16 protein-coding genes and 2 tRNA genes are annotated in these 17655 nt (G+C 31.5%); 11 read left to right on the forward strand and 7 right to left on the reverse strand.

Annotated elements, in window-relative coordinates; all coding sequences use genetic code 11:
- Positions 1 to 37 precede the first annotated feature (37 nt).
- Positions 38 to 442 carry a helix-turn-helix transcriptional regulator gene (locus LPB87_RS19235; protein ID WP_230728970.1) on the reverse strand — a complete coding sequence of 135 codons (405 nt, stop codon included), beginning with the start codon at positions 440 to 442 and terminating at the stop codon, positions 38 to 40.
- A 242-nt stretch (positions 443 to 684) separates the two neighbouring features.
- On the opposite strand from LPB87_RS19235, the gene LPB87_RS19240 reads away from it, so the two are divergent.
- From LPB87_RS19240 to LPB87_RS19285, 10 genes are all read left to right on the forward strand, one after another.
- Positions 685 to 1116: a hypothetical protein gene (locus LPB87_RS19240; protein ID WP_230728971.1), complete on the forward strand. Its 432-nt coding sequence runs from the start codon at positions 685 to 687 to the stop codon at positions 1114 to 1116.
- 270 nt (positions 1117 to 1386) lie between these two features.
- On the forward strand, positions 1387 to 1896 hold the full coding sequence (locus LPB87_RS19245) for a hypothetical protein (protein WP_230728972.1): 510 nt from the start codon (positions 1387 to 1389) through the stop codon (positions 1894 to 1896).
- 537 nt (positions 1897 to 2433) lie between these two features.
- Positions 2434 to 2880, forward strand: coding sequence for a hypothetical protein (locus tag LPB87_RS19250; protein ID WP_230728973.1), 447 nt, complete (start codon positions 2434 to 2436; stop codon positions 2878 to 2880).
- A gap of 159 nt (positions 2881 to 3039) precedes the next feature.
- Positions 3040 to 3579, forward strand: coding sequence for a hypothetical protein (locus LPB87_RS19255; protein WP_230728974.1), 540 nt, complete (start codon positions 3040 to 3042; stop codon positions 3577 to 3579).
- A gap of 902 nt (positions 3580 to 4481) precedes the next feature.
- Positions 4482 to 5039 carry a hypothetical protein gene (locus tag LPB87_RS19260; protein ID WP_230728975.1) on the forward strand — a complete coding sequence of 186 codons (558 nt, stop codon included), beginning with the start codon at positions 4482 to 4484 and terminating at the stop codon, positions 5037 to 5039.
- 172 nt (positions 5040 to 5211) lie between these two features.
- Positions 5212 to 5556: a hypothetical protein gene (locus tag LPB87_RS19265; RefSeq protein WP_230728976.1), complete on the forward strand. Its 345-nt coding sequence runs from the start codon at positions 5212 to 5214 to the stop codon at positions 5554 to 5556.
- A 178-nt stretch (positions 5557 to 5734) separates the two neighbouring features.
- Positions 5735 to 7402: a DUF6138 family protein gene (locus tag LPB87_RS19270; RefSeq protein ID WP_230728977.1), complete on the forward strand. Its 1668-nt coding sequence runs from the start codon at positions 5735 to 5737 to the stop codon at positions 7400 to 7402.
- Between the two features lie 56 nt (positions 7403 to 7458).
- The gene (locus LPB87_RS19275; protein ID WP_230728978.1) at positions 7459 to 8274 is read left to right on the forward strand and encodes a helix-turn-helix domain-containing protein; all 816 of its coding nucleotides are present in this window, start codon (positions 7459 to 7461) and stop codon (positions 8272 to 8274) included.
- A 204-nt stretch (positions 8275 to 8478) separates the two neighbouring features.
- Positions 8479 to 8847, forward strand: a complete 369-nt coding sequence (locus LPB87_RS19280) for a VOC family protein (RefSeq protein WP_230728979.1) — start codon at positions 8479 to 8481, stop codon at positions 8845 to 8847.
- Positions 8848 to 8965: 118 nt separating this feature from the next.
- Positions 8966 to 9856: a hypothetical protein gene (locus tag LPB87_RS19285; protein ID WP_129538621.1), complete on the forward strand. Its 891-nt coding sequence runs from the start codon at positions 8966 to 8968 to the stop codon at positions 9854 to 9856.
- Between the two features lie 119 nt (positions 9857 to 9975).
- On the opposite strand, the gene LPB87_RS19290 is transcribed toward LPB87_RS19285, so the two are convergent.
- Positions 9976 to 10048, reverse strand: a tRNA-Met gene (locus LPB87_RS19290).
- Between the two features lie 518 nt (positions 10049 to 10566).
- Here LPB87_RS19290 and LPB87_RS19295 point away from each other — a divergent pair.
- Positions 10567 to 11952 carry a serine hydrolase gene (locus LPB87_RS19295; RefSeq protein WP_230728980.1) on the forward strand — a complete coding sequence of 462 codons (1386 nt, stop codon included), beginning with the start codon at positions 10567 to 10569 and terminating at the stop codon, positions 11950 to 11952.
- Positions 11953 to 12061: 109 nt separating this feature from the next.
- Here the strand turns inward: LPB87_RS19295 and LPB87_RS19300 are convergent, their stop codons facing one another.
- The 5 genes from LPB87_RS19300 to LPB87_RS19320 form a co-directional block, all read right to left on the reverse strand.
- A complete protein-coding gene (locus LPB87_RS19300; protein ID WP_230728981.1) occupies positions 12062 to 13105 on the reverse strand; it encodes a serine hydrolase domain-containing protein in 1044 nt (347 codons plus the stop codon).
- 366 nt (positions 13106 to 13471) lie between these two features.
- Positions 13472 to 13544: transfer RNA gene (locus LPB87_RS19305), tRNA-Met, on the reverse strand.
- Positions 13545 to 13819: 275 nt separating this feature from the next.
- Positions 13820 to 15154: an anaerobic C4-dicarboxylate transporter gene (locus LPB87_RS19310; protein WP_230728982.1), complete on the reverse strand. Its 1335-nt coding sequence runs from the start codon at positions 15152 to 15154 to the stop codon at positions 13820 to 13822.
- Positions 15151 to 16560 (reverse strand): aspartate ammonia-lyase, encoded by a 1410-nt coding sequence (aspA, locus tag LPB87_RS19315; RefSeq protein WP_230728983.1) that lies wholly within the window; start codon positions 16558 to 16560, stop codon positions 15151 to 15153. Before aspA ends, LPB87_RS19310 begins: the two co-directional genes overlap by 4 nt.
- Before the next feature lie 29 nt (positions 16561 to 16589).
- Entirely contained in the window at positions 16590 to 17639 is a 1050-nt protein-coding gene (locus LPB87_RS19320) for a type II asparaginase (RefSeq protein WP_129538629.1), read from the reverse strand.
- Positions 17640 to 17655: the final 16 nt, after the last annotated feature.

Here is a 17655-nt window from a genome sequence, read left to right on the forward strand (position 1 = left end):
AAGTCTCTTTGTAGAATTAATATCTTTTTATAAAAGATTATTTAGTGATTAGTTTTTCAAGCCTTGCCATCATTTCATCTTTCTCTTTCAGCATACGCTCGTATAATGCTATTTTTTCTTCGTGAAGTTGGGTCAATTTATCAATTGGGTTATTATTGAAAGTTGGACTATAATTTATCAAACCTTGAGTATCATGAAAAATATTCGAAATAATATTTATTGCTTGCTCTTCATCAAAATTCTGAAAAGCTTCCACAGGAATTTTTAATACTGCTGATATCTGTTTCAACAGATTATCTTCAATTACATCTTTCTGCTCCAGCATAGAAATCTTCTTCTGATTCCAGTCTTCTCCTAGATCATAAGCTAATGCCTCCTGTTTTATGTTAAGCATTTCTCTGAAGCGTTTTACGTTTCTTCCTTGATGTATTTTCTGTTCCATAATGAATGTCAATTTTCTGAAGGTTCAAAGATAAAGCCATTTGGCTTAAAAATCCTGAGTTTCAAAGATAAAAAAAAATATCCTTTAAATAATTTATAATGAAAAAACTATATATTTGACTAATAATAATGTATGATATTTATTACACATATCTACCAAAGTTTGAGTGGCTTTGTGTGGTTTTATCACACATAAAAATAAGTTGATGATAATTTTGAGAAATCAGACTAAAAATAAAATTAATGGGAATATTTGGAAAACTATTTGGAAGTAAAAAACTAAAAATTACTGACGTTGATTTTGGAGAAATTGAAAGTTTTTTCACGAAAGGAAATAAGGTTAGTTGGAGAGTAAAGAAAAGATTTTTAGATTCTGATATAGAAATCTTAAGTACAGGAAACCAGGACGGAATATCGGAGAATCAAAGAAGAATTATTCTCAATGCGTTGAATAACGAAATAGAAATTAAAACTGAATCGGAAAAAGCACTTAATGAAGAATTGGAAAATGCTGAAATAGATTTTATATCAATTGAAAAACATTTTGAACCGAAAGCACTTTCAGTTGAAGATAAAGGTTTTGTAATGTCATTTCAGGAAAAAGAAGGACAAAACTATTTTTTTAACATACATTTTGAAAATAATAAACAAATTGGAGTTTCTATTGATGGATAAAAATGAATTGAAATTGTCAAATAATTTTTTAGTACAAATTAGTAAAAAGACCAGCGCATAACAGCTACAACGGATTTGAGCAATTGGCTTAATAGGAAAATGGTTTTGTATTTGGGATGATTTACTTCGTCTGTTCGCTTCGCTCGGGTGGCAAATCCTAAAATAGGCCTTCATTTAGTTTCAAACCAGCTGTAGTAGCGGGACATTAGGCATCAGTTCAGCCGAGCTGACTCAGAAAAAAACGTTTTTAATAATGCTTAAATTTAGAAGATGATTAAAAAGGCAACGGTATCATTGATGTTACTCTTATGTTTTTATTCTTGTGGTAAACAGGAAGCAAGTACCGTAATACCAGAATCAAAATACGAGTACGACCCAAATTCTGAGCAATATTCAAAAGCTTCTGATACTTTTACGCAATATGAAAACACAGCCGTAAAAAAAGTAGAGCCAACGCCCGATGAACAATTTGAAGTATATCATTATATATACTCTAATGGGAATGTTACAAAAGCAGAAATTAATGTGCTTTTTGTTAATGGCAAAAAAGAAGAATTACAAATAATTATTGATATGCCTGATGGACGAGGTGCTGAAATTAATCTTATAAATCCAGTAAGTTTAGGTATAATAAAAGGGATGGATAGCTATGTATATACCTCTACTTCTGACAATAATAAACAAGTGAACGTTTTTTTTCGTAATGGACGTAGAATGATGGGTATGACTTTAGATAACCAAAGTGTTGTTTTTATGAATACTCCAAATTATAAAGAGTGAAATATTTCTAATTTTATCAAACAAAAAACATAAAACATAATGGAATTAAAAGATTTAATTAAGAAGTATTATGATTCTAACGATAAAACTGAAAAATCAGAATTAAGAACTGAATTACCCCGCTGGCACAAGCGTCCCGCTCGTGAATGCAACTAAAAAGTTCACAAAGAAAGAGGGCTTATAAACATGATTAAAACAAAAAAACTTCAGATTTCTTTAAAGCTTTTTTGTTAGTAGCGAGAAACATTCTAATATCTAACTATATTATCTTGAGTTATTAAATGATTTTAGCATGTACCTCTTAATTTTTTCTCTTCTTTTTGTTTTTATAGCCACTCCTATAATTATCAAAAAGCATCAATCAGATTAAAAATTCATTTGATATTTTGTAGTGAAAAAATTATATATTTGAAAATAAATGATGTGTGAAATTTGTCACACATAGCTATCCAAATTTCGATGACTTTATATGTTTTTGTCACATATATATCGTTAAGGGTAAATTTATCCGAACCAAAAAAAGAAGAAATATCAGAAATGAAAAACTTAATCTTTATTGTTATAATTAACTTTACCACTCTTTCGTTTGGACAAATTCCAAAAGGAACAATTCAATATAAATATTATGATTATTGTAATCAAAATTTAAGCAAATTAGAACGATCAAAAGTTTATCCTTTATTTCCTACCGAAGAATTATGCTCTATTAAAAAATGTTTTCGAGGAATCAGCTATCCTGAAATTAACGAAATAATTTACAAAAGAATTGTTGAACTTGCAAAAGTAAACTTTGAGAATAAAATTTATTTATTTTTAATCGAAGGGAAATCAAGTGTTGAGTTAGCCGAAAAGAAAAATGAAAATTTGGAAGATGAAAATAATCTAATTTATATAAGTATTGATGACTTTATAAACGCAAAAGAAATTACAATGGGCAAAGAACTCTATAATTCTGAAACCGAAAAACTGATGAGTAAAAAATAAAACGAACTGCTAAAAGCTATTATAACTGATTTAGGTAAGGCTTAATATAAACTTGATTTTGTATGATTTACGAAATCTGAAAATAGGGTTTAATTTAGTACCAAACCCGCTGTAGTGCCAGAACGTTACCAGCTATTCTGAAAATAACAACATAAAAAAATGTGGAAATATTTAATAATCTTAGTAATTCTTTTTTCAAATTGCCAGAAATCAGTTCCTGAATTTGAATTGCCAAAAAAAGAACATATTAATCAAATAATAGATATTGTAATTCATAGTGATAGCCTTCCCAAATTAGGATATTATATAGATTCTGAAGCAATTTCGACTGAACTTAAGAAATCAAATATTGCAGTAAACGAGTTACTCACAAAAAAAATTAAGAACCAATATTTATTTAATTCTAAGGATTCCATTTATCTTAAATTTCAAAACAACCATCTATCAAAATTTATTTTGGATAAGGATGTCAATGGCAAAATCAAACAAATAGATTTAAAATTATTAGATAAATATGAATTATATGTGAGTAGATATTATTATTTATCAATTCCATACTTTTCTCTAGATAAAACTAAAGCTTATATTACTGTGACTCATGAATGTCCATATATGTGTAGTTCAGCTTATGCTTGTTTTCTTGAAAAACAAAACGGAAAATGGAAAATTATCAAGACTGAGCTCTTGTGGATAAGTTAAGAATAGCTGGTAGCAGCTCCTACAACGGATTTGGGCAATTGGCTTAATGAAAAGTTAGTTTTGTATTTGGGATGATTTGCGAAATCCGAAAATAGGCTTTAATTTAGTCTAAACCTGCTGTAATACCAGAACGTTAGCAGATAATTTAAAAGAACGAAACGAATACTAATGACCAAAAGAAATAACGTAAATTGAAGGAAGAACACTTTTATTCGAACAAATTAACATCATTCTTACTACTTTTAATATCTTTAATATTTGTTATTGCAGGAATATTATTAGGTGATAAAATGATTAATTTTGAAGAAAAACTATTTAAAAGTGTAATTTTTATTTTCACTTTTTTGCTGTTTTCGTTTGGAATTGTTTTGTCTATTCTATTATTAATAAGGAAAAAACCTCTTTTAACAATTGCAAATAATGAAATAATAATTCATAACGTTTTGGCTCCATCCAAAACCATTCAAATTGACAACATAAAATCATTTTTCATCTTTAATACTAATCATCGAGGAATTAAGACAAATAAGCAAATATTTATTGAACTGAATAAGCCAACAGAAAAATATACCAAGACTTGGTTTTATAAATTTCTCAATAAAGTAAGTAAACCAATAGCTAACTCTCAATATTCTATACAAACTAATTTTTTAAATATCAAACAGGAGAAATTACTCAAACTATTAAATAAAAAGATAAAAAACACCGTGTAACAGCCGTTTAGCGAGATTGGGGTTTTAGTCTAAATTTAAAAATGGTCTTGTATTTGCGAAATTTATATTCAACCGAAAAATAAATCTTAATTTAGTTCCAAACCCACAGTCGTAGCGGTAATTCCACGAGATACTAGAAAATTTAACTATTCATAACTTCAAAGCCTACTTGGAATTTCACAAATCCTAATGGAAAAAAAACTCAGAATATATACTCCAAACAATTCATTTAAGATTGATAAACGTTTGTTTAGTCTATTGCTTTTATGGTCAATTACTTTTTTAATCTATTCATCAACATCAATATTTACTTCATATATAGAGAATCTCGAATTACTTGGATTTATTTTTGTAATCATTACTTTTCTATATTCTCTTTATTTTATGATAAGTAATTTTTTCATATGCGAAACTACAAATGGAGAATATAGTGGCAACTTGATTATAGATTCCGATAAAATTACTTGCAATAATGATGTTTATACAATTTACGAAATTGAAAAAATAATGATTTTAAGTGATTCTTTTCACGGAAAATTTAATGGAAATACAAGAGCTTTGGAACGTAAAAAATCAAATGGTGTTAAAAATTATATCGAAATATATAAAAAAGATGGAGAGTATAAAAAATATTTTTTTTTTCAAACTAAAACAGAAAATATAAGAATGTTTTCAGATGAACTCAGAACTTATTATCGATTTGGAAAATTGGGAGAGCAGAATTATAAAAATATCGTTAACTACTAGCACTACCGCTAACAACCGTTTGCGAGATTGGGGTTTTAGCCTAAATTTAAAAATGGTCTTGTATTTGGAAAATTTATATTCAACCGAAAATAAGTCTTAATTTAGTTCCAAATCTGCTTTGCTGTATCCATGCTTTAATAATAAACTAAATTTATCGAAATATTTCACACTAATGGACAAAGAAACAGCTGAATATATTGTAACATACTTTTTTAGTCTTTTACCTGAAAAAGAAAAACTTGCTTGGAGACATCATTCTTCAATTTTAAAACTTGAAGACAATGACAGTCCTAAACTTTTAGAAATGTATAAACGAAAAGGATGGATAACTGATAAACAAGAAGTTTTAGATTTACTTAAACTTGGATATGATGATTTCGAAATTAATACCGCTAAAAAAATTATTGAAGAGTATCCTGATAAAGTATTTTTCAACACATGTCCAAAATGTAAAAAACTAGCAAGAACACCAAACGCCAAACAATGCCGATTTTGCGGTTTTGATTGGCATAAATAAAACAACAGTATAACAGCTCCTATAACGGGGCTTAATAAAAACTTGGTTTTGTATTTGGGATGATTTGCGAAATCTGAAAATAGGGTTTAATTTAGTCCCAAACCCACTTTAGTAGTGAGACGTTAGCTGTAATAGCACAACATCACTACGTCAAAACAAAACTCGACAAAAAACAGAAATGAATACAATCGAAAAAATAATTATCGACAATGTCTCCAATGGTATTGCCGAAGTAACAAAAAAAGACTTAAAAAATCATATCGGAGAAACCGCATATTCTGAATGTGAAATTCAGGAAGGGTATCACGATTATCTCAAAATTCAATTCAAAGGACAGAAGATAGGATTCTTTTTATACGATTTCGCTTGGGACAGAACACCTTACTTTAAACTCGAAATTTCAGAACCCATAGATAATCTGCCGAAAGAGAATCTTATTGACAATGTAATTTCTATTCTAAAACAACAAATTTCAGATTTCTTTTTTGACAAAGCCAATCAACCAATGTTTAGCTATTGTATTAAGGTAGTTTTGGAATTTGAATATAAAAGCGGATCATACAAGGAAACATTTTTCATCGAAGATGAAGAACGAAAACTAGAGCTTCGGGAACGAATGAACAATTATATCACAAAAGTTATTTACAATCTTGACAGAAAAGTCAAGGATGCAAGAGAAGTAACTGTGTTTGCTGGCAACCTAGTAAATTTTAATTTGATGGATTTTTCGCCAACGAAGCTTATTGAAATAATAGAACATTGTTTAAATCAGACTTTCAAAGACATCAAAAACAGAAAATCAAGTGATGATTTTGAACGAAGCATTTTACATATGCTCAAAAACTGGGTAGGAGACGAATTTAAACCATTGCATTTAGATATTTCGGGAAATTACTCTGAAAAATTCACATTCAAAAATGATTTTAAGAAAGAAAATGTAAACGCTGAACAACTTTCACTTTGGGTTTACACTTCCTATTTGAGGATTAAACTTAAAGATTATGCTTCAGATGCATTGAAAGATTTAGAAATAGCAAGCAAGGATTTCGGTTCTGAAACAGCAAAAAAATATCTTAATTTCGGTACAGGATTATTTGCTCAAGAAGATATTCATTATAAAGACAAAAACATAGAATGTAAAGCCAATGATGTTTTTTCTACAATTTCCGTTACTATCAAAAACGAAACTTCAGAATGCTACGGAAAGGCTTTAGATTTCATAATTAATCTCCTTCAAAAAGGGTTTCCTAACAGTTACTCTATTAAATTTTCTTCAAAATCTGAAAAACAATTTTTACCAATTAAAGGAATTGCAAAATCTTCTACCAATAGATTTTTTACCAATTGCTTACAATATCCCGAACTACACGATAAAATCGAGCAATATGCATTGGTTGCCATGAAAGAATTTGAATGGTATAATGACGTAGAAGAAGGCGAAAAAAGCTGCTTACCTGGAAGTTATGCCGTATTTGGGTTGGGATTGGCTTCTGAAAAATATTTTCCATTAGTTCATAAATATTTTGAAATATTAGACGATGAACATCAAATGGTTCATAAATACTTTATTAATGACTTAATTGATAAATATGGAGTTACTAAAAAATCAATAGTTCTGATTTGTGAAGGTATCCTCTCTGCACAGTTTGAAATGACATATAAAAACCTTGCAACATTGATGAATAAAGAACAAAATTTAGAGCTTTTAATTGACGAGTTGAAAAAACTAGAAAGCTATAACGTTGAAGAGATTATCTATTCTATTTGGGGAAGAAATTATACAAAAGCAATCACAAAATTAGATTCACAATTAAAAGAACTGTTGCTTGAACAACTAAAGAAATAGCTGGTGTAGCCACAAGCATAGAATGACAGTATACCAATTTGAAACATCAAACATAAATGGACTATCAGACTTATAAACCACATCCCGATTTAGAATCATTAGTCAAATATTATTGGACATTGAAAGTACCTTTTGACCCCAAAAATCAAAAGCAAAAAATTATTCCTGACGGCTGTATTGAAATGACATTTAACTTTGGCGACAAGATTAAAAGATATATTTCTGAAAGCGAGTACATTTTTAATCCAAGTGCAATGGTAATGGGACAGCGAACCAAATCATACTTTATAGAGCCAGTTGGAAATGTTGACACATTTGCAATTTGCTTTTATCCATATGGGTTTGCAAATTTTGTAAACACACCACTCGAGAATTTAGTTGACCAAGAAACACCAATCAAATATTTGTTCAATGAAATTCAAGCGAATGACTTGGAACAAAGTATCATTACTGCAAGCAACACAAAAGAACGAATCGACATCATTGAAACATTTCTTTTAAGCAAACTCAATGAAGAAACAACTATTGAAAACATTGTAAAAAATACTGTTGATAGCCTTATATCCACAAATGGTAGTACGCCAATCAATATTATTTTGAAAGATGAATTGTCGAAAAGAAGACAGCTTGAAAGACATTTTAAAAAACAAATTGGAATAAGTCCAAAGCAATTAGGTAAAGTAATTCGTTTGCAGTCTACCTTACAAATGTTGCTAAATAAAAAATCTGAAACCTTGACTGACATTGCCTATGAAAATGAATATTTCGACCAAAATCATTTCATAAAAGACTTCAAAGAATTTATCGGAATTACCCCAAAAGAGTTTTTAGATAATGAAAACATGGTACTTTCTTCGCTTTTTTATAAATAAAGTTTTTGGGTGTCGCGTTCTTACTATTTTGACACAAAGTACTATGATAAATTTGGCAGTAAAATTTAATCATATTAGACAATGGTAGTAAAGAACATCTTATTCGCAACAGCATTTTTGGGACTTTGTTTGACCTCTTGTAATAATTCAAACAAGACTAATGCAAAAACCACATCCCAAGACACTTTAACAAAAACAAATAATATGAAAAGTTATGTTTCAATCTTTGAAATTCCAGCAACGGACATTTCAAGAGCAATCGATTTTTATGAGGCAATTTTGGACATTAAAATCGAAAAAATAGACATGCCCGGAATGCAAATGGGAATTTTACCCTATGAAGAACAAATGGTTACAGGTGTAATAACTAAAGCCGATGGTTACAAACTCTCTGCTGATGGTGTTACTCTGTATTTGAATGGTGGTGACAATCTTCAGGTTATCCTTGACAAAGTAGAGAAAAATGGTGGTAAAATTCTCGTACCAAAAGCATCTCATGCAGATGGAATCGGTTTTTTTGCAATATTTCTTGACTCGGAAGGAAATAAAATAGGACTTCATTCACCGAAATAAAATTTAAAGCAAATAGCTCGGGTGGTAAATCAACTGAATGGGCTTAATTTAGTTTCAAATCCGCTGTAGTATTAGAACCTTAGCGGTAAATTTACAAAACGATACAAATTAACAGAAAATGGCAACAGACGGAGTTAAGATAATTGATGGTGACACAGCTCACGATACTTATTGGGGTATTATGGACTTGTATGACAATGGAGTAGAATTTGACATTATAGACAAAGAATTCCCTTTAATTCAATCTGACTACTTTGACGACTTTGACAATGAAATTTATGTTACTTCTTGTGCCTTGGCTCTTTGGGAAATGGGAGTATTGACTGATGAAAAATTAGCTTATGTAAAATCAATTATTGACAAAGCTGCTTGCGTTAGAGAATGGACAAAAAATAATGAAAAAGACGGCAAGGCAAGAAAAAAGGAACTTGACAAATTTTGGAAGAAAATAAGTCAGACAAATACAAAAATAAGAGCAAGAAAAAAATATAGAAAAATAACCAACTTCTATTTTCAATCTGACGACTTATTGACTTTTAAACTTAAAGACGGCAATTACAGAGCCGTTATATGTACAGCTATTGAGCAATACAGAGGACAATGCAATTATATTTTAGTTCCGACAACTTACAATTCAAGTAAAAAACCGACAATTGACAATTTGAAAGACAAGGAAATATTAGGCAGACAAATTGGAAGTGGCTACGACCAACGAACAACAAAAGAGATGCAACCAGGCATTGAGAGAATTTGGAACTTTTCAGGTGGAAATTGTAATTTCTTTTTTGGCGTAATACAGCTTGCTATAACCCACAAAGACTTTATAAACTTCAAAGAACGATTTGAAAAAGTTGGGACTTTGAGAATTATAGATGGACTAAAAAAGATGGGATCATTTGGTTATGAAGAGGACTTTGAAAGATTTGAAACAATTTTTAGTGACTTAGAAAATCACATAAAAATATTTCAACAGAAAAAGTACCCAGTAACAATATTATGTGACATATAACAACAGACAAAAAAGCTATCGCCCTACTTGCGGGAACGTCTCGTTCGTAAATACAATGAGATGTTGAAAAAAGGGTTAAAAACAAAAAGCTTCAGATTTCTCTGAAGCTTTTGTCTTAGTAGCGGGAACAGGACTCGAACCTGTGACCTTCGGGTTATGAGCCCGACGAGCTGCCTACTGCTCTATCCCGCGTTGTTTCGGGTGCAAATATACGTAGTTTTTATGGTTAAACAATACAAAAAATGAATTATACCCGATAGCCCAGATTTGCAACCGTGCGCACAAACGTTTGTCTCATCCTAAAAACAAGTCTACAGATTTGGCTTACTCATTAAACGTCAATATGCTATACTGCATAAACAAAGCTTCAGATTTCTATGAAGCTTTGTTTTAGTAGCGGGAAGTATTTAAATAGCTAACCAAATTATCATGGGGTATTATGGTATTTTAGCATGTACATCTTAATTTTATCTATGCTTTTTGTTTGCATAGCCACTCATATAAATGCTAAAAAGTATCAATCAAATTTAATATCCTTTTGACAGTTTGTAGTGAAAAAAATATATATTTGAAAGATAAATAATGTATAAAATTTATCATACATAGCTATCAAAATTTGGATGGCTATGTGTGATTTTGTCACACATATAAATAAGTTGGTGGCAATTTTGCGAGACATCTCGCTACATTAATTAACAAGAAATAAAAAAATGAAATTAACAATTACAATCGGACTTCTTTTAATTGGGCATCTTACATTTGGACAAAACAGAATTCAAAAAATTGACAGTTTACTCAATTCTCTTTATTCAAAAGAGAAAATCAATGGAAATTTTCTAATTGCAGAAAAAGGGAAAGTTATTTATAACCGTAGTTTTGGACTTGCAAACGAAACAACAAAAGATAAATTGGACGAAAATTCGATTTTTGAATTGGCATCTTGTTCAAAGCAGTTCACGGCTATGGGGATAATGATACTTAAAGAAAAAGGGAAATTGAATTTGGACGATGACATTAAAAAATACTTACCAGAACTTTCTTTTTATAAAGGTGTAACTGTAAGAAACTTATTGAATCATACTGGAGGTCTGCCAGACTATATGGCGCTTATGGATAGTTTATTTGACAAATCTAAAATTGCTACTAACAAAGACATAATTAATACATTTAGTAACCATCAACCAAAAATATTATTTGAGCCAAATACTAAATGGGAATATAGCAACACGGGCTATGCACTATTGGCATCAATAATTGAGAAAGCATCGGGTTTGACATACGCTGATTATTTAAAAACAGCTATTTTCGAACCGTTGAAAATGAAAAATACCTTTGTTTACAATCGTAGATTATTGCCAAAGAAAATTGACAATTATGCTTTTGGTTATATTTACTCAGATAGTTTGAAAAAATATGCTTTACCAGACGAATTGAAAGAAACTAAAATCGTTATTTGGCTTGATGGTATTGTTGGAGACGGATCAGTTAATTCAACTGTAAAAGATTTATTAATTTGGGATAGAGCATTATACACCAATAAATTACTCACAAAAGAGGGAATGAAAGCAGTTTTTGAATTAGCAACTTTGAAAGACGGAGCTAAAAGGAATTATGGTTTTGGTTGGGGAATTGAAAACAATGCTGATTTTGGAAAAATTGCAAACCATGATGGGGGTTGGCCAGGTTATGCAACTCTAATCGATAGACATATTACAAATGATAAAACAATAATAATACTTCAAAATCACAACAACGTTTCAATTCCTACTAAAGCAATTAGAAGTATTCTATATAATAAACCATTGCCTGTGCAAAAAATCAGAAAAGAAATTAGTATTACAGCTGAAGAACTTCAAAAGTTTGTTGGGACTTATGAAGTTGAAAATGGTTTTGAAATCAAAATTACAGTAGATAAAGACCAACTTTTTTCACAATTGACAGGACAAAATGTGTTGCCGATATTTGCAGAAAGTGAAATGTTGTTTTTCTACAAAGTAGTAGATGCACAAATTCAGTTTGAAAAGAACGAAAAAGGAGAAATTTCAAATTTGTTTTTATTACAGAATGGAAAAAAGATAGAAGCAAAACGAATCTAAAATATTCGGTTTTGTACAAAAGTTCAATCGAAGAACTGAACTTGAATTTAGCACTAAAACCGCCATTTTGCCCAACTGCTGTTATGTACGGTTTGTTTTTATTTTGTGTCTATTTATTTATGTCATCATACAATTTATCAACTACTTTTTCTAAAATCTCTCCTGTTTCATTAAAGCTGGTATTTGTCAATATGGATATCCCTATATTTTGTTTAGGATAAATTACAAACCAATTCTGCATTCCGTATATACCTCCGTGATGTCTATAAATTAATTTATTATCACTTTCTATGATATACCAATGATAGCCTTCCCAAAAATCAGAACCTTCTTTATATAATTTTTTATGAGATTCGTTTACAATAGGATTTGACTTGTCTAGTTGCAATTTCATATATTTCACTAAATCCGTAGTCGTAGAATGCAATCCAGAAATCCCGCCCCATAAAGTTCTATTGAAGTTAGACATTAACTCGTTTTTATCATTATAACCTTTTACCAATCTAGTGCTATCATTTTCATTTAGTGTAAACTTGGTTTGGTTCATTTTATTTGGTTTCAAAACATATTCAGTTACCAATTCCTCATATGGTTTTTGATAGACTTTTTCAAGTATATATGCTGTCAACTCTGGAGCCGTGTTTGAATAGGAATATACTTCTCCTGGTTTCGTTTCTATTTTGATTAGCTTTAATCCCTCAAAAAAAGCTTTTTTATTTTCGCCTTTTATAGGGAAATTTGGAAATCCACTTGTATGCGTAATGAGATGTTTGATTCTTATGGGGTCTCCTTTAAATTCTAAATTGGGATAAGGTTCATCAAGATAGATTCTAATATCATCATCTAGATTTATTTTTTTATCAAGTACGGCTTTAGCGGCTATATAACCAGTAAAAGTTTTGGTTACAGAAGCTAATTCATAAAGTGTAGAATCGTTTGGTTTATTTCCTTTTCCGATAGTTAATTCACCAAAATGTTTTATTGTGGCTTCTCCATCTTTAAACACTGTCACGGAAACAGAATGAAATCTTTTATCCTCTAATAACTGAACAGCATTTTTTGTAATCGCATTTTCAACACTTTCTTTATTGGTTTGATGGACACTTTTACATGCAAGTAATGTGAAAAATAAAATAGTGGTTAAATATTTCATTGTCGTAATTTATGGTTTAATTTTCTGATTAAGTGGTTAGATAGCAAGTAACTTGTATATGGATCAAACGATTTCTGGTATATCTAACCTAAACTGGATGGGTATGTCTCATAAATGTCATTCTTTCTTTGTTTTCAAAAATAGAATTTTTATTTCATAAACGATCAAACGCAAACGGAGTTTTATTTATTGAATACTTATCGTACTAACATTAATGTAGATTATTGAGGATTAACCAGTTTATGTATTAGCATGCAAGCTTATCGAATGTCTCCTGACTTCGCGCCCGCAATCTGAATCGGGCATTATTTTGTAAGTATAATTAAAACAAAAAAGCTCCAGATTTCTCTGAAGCTTTTGTCTTAGTAGCGGGAACAGGACTCGAACCTGTGACCTTCGGGTTATGAGCCCGACGAGCTGCCTACTGCTCTATCCCGCGTTGTTTCGGGTGCAAAGATACGTAGTCTTTAGAGTTAAACAATACAAAAAATGAATTATTTTTAAATAAAAGTAAGTACCAAACTAAGTACACTACTTAATTTACTGTTGTTCAAGGAACTTATACCTATTATTTTTTGAAAAATAAATCTGTCAATAAGAAACAAAAAGCCCAATTCTATGAAGAATTGGGCTTTTATATTTTAAAAATGCAATCAGAATACTATTTTTATACTATGTTTTATTGTTATGTACCGCTTTTAATCAAAATCAATACTACAAAAACATGCTTAATAAGAACCCTGAAGCAATCGTTACGGCAATTGTAACAAGACCGGGAAGCATAAAACTGTGGTTAACTACATATTTCCCAATACGGGTTGTACCAGTACGGTCAAAATCCATTGCAGCAACCAATGTTGGGTAACCCGGTAATATAAAATCTGCATTAACTGCAGGGAACATCGCTATAAGATGTGGCTGTCCAATTCCTAAAGACAATCCTATTGGCATCATGATTCTTGTCGTAGCTGCTTGACTAAAAGTCAACGCCCCCATGATGACCAATGCGAAAGCAAAAGTAAAAGGATACTCAGAGGTTATGTCTCTAAAGGTGCTTTCTATTAAAACTTCATTAGCTCCCATAAAAGTAGCACTCATCCATACAACACCAAGCACAGAAACAACAGCGGTCGCCATTGAAGTAAACAGACTCATTTTTGACACCGCTACAGCCGATGTTTTTGTAATTATCATTATCAATGCCGAAGCCGATAGTGTAATCATTATAATCAATCCAGTGAGGTTAACAGCTCCGTCTGCTCCTACCGCAAATCCTGCTGCTCCTGCTCCTACATTAGGAAGAAACTGAGGAAAAGCTCCAAAAAATATGATCAGCAATATTGCACTTCCAAAAATAAAAACAGCTGTTTTAGCACCTGGTTTTAATTCTCTGTTTGATTCAGAAGTCTTGTCTATACTCTCTGCAAATACAGGATCTTTCATTTTTTCGATAAACTCTGGATCATCGTTAAGTTCTTTACCTTTTTTCCATACCGAAAAAACTCCTGCAGCAATTCCTATAAGACAAGCAGGAATGCACACTTTCATTATATCAACCACAGCTGTAGAATACATCAGTATAGCTGCCAATGATGCCGTTGCAGCACTCATTGGACTCCCAGTAAGCGCCATATGCGAGGCGATAACCGATATACTTAACGGTCGTTCAGGTCGTATTCTTTTCTTAGCTGAGACTTCGGCTATAATAGGAAGCAGTGAATATACAATATGCGCTGTTCCTGCAAATAAACATAAGAAATAAACAGTAAATGGCGCTATAAAAGTAATGTGCTTCGGATTACGTCGAATAATTTTTTCGGCAATGCTTACCAAATAATCCAAACCACCAGCTGCCTGTAGTGTGGCAGCTGTGGTTACAATTGCTAAAATGATAAGTAGTACCGCTATAGGGGGCTCAGCAGGGCGCATATTAAAGATCAGAACAAATATAAGCAGTCCTATCATTCCCATAACGCCTAAACCGATTCCCTTAAGCCTAGATCCGATTAGGATCATAGCCAAAAGTATAGCGAACTGTACTAATATCATGAAGTAATGAATTTAGGGTTAATTAGGTTTTCTATTGAGTAGATCTCATCCCATTTTTCTTGAGTAATAAGCTTTCTTTCATTTACTACAATATCATGGATCGATTTACCAGTTTTAAGTGCTTCTTTAGCTATGCTTGCAGAAGACTCATAGCCAAGAATTGGATTAAGCTGTGTAACAATACCAATACTATTCATCACTAAATCTTTAGCATGTTCTGCATTGGCTGTGATTCCTACAATACATTTGTCTTTTAAAGTATTACAAGCTTTGGTAAGGTATTCCAATGATGTAAACAAGGCAAATCCTATTACAGGCTCCATTACATTTAATTGTAATTGTCCCGCTTCAGCAGCCATAGTAACCGTTAAATCGGCTCCAATAACATAAAAACAAGTCTGATTTACCACTTCTGGAATAACAGGATTTACTTTTCCAGGCATAATCGATGATCCTGGCTGAAGTGCTGGTAAGTTTATTTCATTAAATCCACAACGAGGTCCGCTGCTCAATAAACGTAAATCATTACAAACCTTGCTTAATTTAATAGCACTTCTTTTTAAAGTACCACTTACTTCTACAAAAGCACTAGGATCATAAGTAGCCTCAAATAAATCGGCTGCTAGAGTAACTGGAACACCACTTACTTCTGCAAGGTATTTTACACAAAGTTCTGGATACCCTTCTGGTGCATTTACTTTACTACCAATAGCAGTGGCTCCCATATTAACTTCAGTGATTAACCTTTCTGATTGACGCAACCTGATCACATCTTCTCCTATGGTTGTTGCAAAAGCATTAAACTCCTGCCCTAATGTCATTGGTACTGCATCCTGCAATTGTGTACGTCCCATTTTAATAACATTAGCAAACTCTTTCCCTTTTTGGAAAAATGAATCCTGTAGTTGTTCTAATGCATTGGTAAAAGACTCTATTTTAAGATAAATTGCTATTCTAAAAGCGGATGGATAAGCATCATTTGTACTTTGCGAAAGGTTCACATCATTATTAGGATGAAGGTATTGATATTCTCCTTTTTTATGCCCCATATATTCCAATCCCAGATTGGCAATTACCTCATTTGCATTCATATTGGTAGATGTACCTGCTCCTCCCTGAATTAGATCACTGATGAACTGATCTACAAATTCTCCAGCAATTAATCTATCACATGCATAAATAATTGCTTCTGCCTTTTTTGCATCTAATACGCCAAGATCTCTATTGGCCATTGCTGCAGCTTTTTTTACATGACCAAAGGCCTTAATAAATAAAGGTTCTGATCCTATTGGAATACCTGTTATATTAAAATTTTCTTTGGCACGTACGGTCTGTACTCCATAATAACAATTGTTTGGTATTTGTTTTTCTCCAAGAAAATCATGCTCTGTACGAAAATCGCTCATAATAGTATATATTAAATTATTAAAGGAAATTAAAAACGGAAGAAAAAATCTTGCAGTTCTTTTTGATTTTTAGTTTTTGTAAGTCCAAGCATCAACAAGATTCTTGCTTTTTGTGGATTTAGATTATCTGATACAACTGTACCAAGTTCATTATCATTAGTTTCTCCATCCAGCACTACTCTGCCTTCTAGACTACGGCTTGAACGACATACAGCGATCTTTGCCTTAGTGGCTTTTTTTATTGCATCTGTAAAAGCCTTTGAGAAATTTCCATTTCCAACTCCAGCTATTACAATTCCATCTACTTTTTGCTTTACTAAATAATTTATATAATCAGCAGATGCATCCGCATACATATATACAACTTCTACTCTAGGCAGTTTAGTATTATTGTTTACTCCAAAAGGTTTTTCTTTACCGCTTTCTCTTACTGCTGTTTTATAATATTCAACACGTCCGTCATATACTTCACCAAGTGGCCCTGTATCTGGAGATCTAAAAGCATTTACTTTGGTCGTACTTGTTTTAGTTACTTCTCTTGAGTCGTATATTGATTCATTAAAAGAAACCATTACGCCACGTCCTTTGCTTTTAGGATTTGCGGCAACAGTAATAGCGTCAAAAAGATTTTTAGGCCCATCGGCACTAATAGCAGTTGCTGGACGCATAGATCCAGTTAATACAACAGGCAAATCATTTGGTACAACTAAGTTAAGAAAATAAGCTGTTTCCTCCTGAGTATCGGTACCATGTGTGATAACTATACCATCAGCTTCATTTTTGCTAGCTATTTCATTAATACGTACCGCTAACTTTTTCCAAATTTCTATACTCATATCTTGACTTCCAACAGAAGATATTTGTTCACCGCTAATATCTGCAATAGCATTTACACTAGGGATACTCCCTATAAGATCAGACACAGGTATTTTACCTGCAGTATACCCTGCTCTATCTGATGATTTTCCTTCACCTGCAATAGTTCCTCCGGTAGCAAGAATTATAATTCTTGGCTTTTGTTGTGCAAAAGCCATAGATGTTGCTATACACAACAAAAATACAAGTACTAATTTTTTCATTTTTTTAATATTTATT

Source organism: Flavobacterium sp. EDS (assembly GCF_020991525.1).
Classification (GTDB): domain Bacteria; phylum Bacteroidota; class Bacteroidia; order Flavobacteriales; family Flavobacteriaceae; genus Flavobacterium.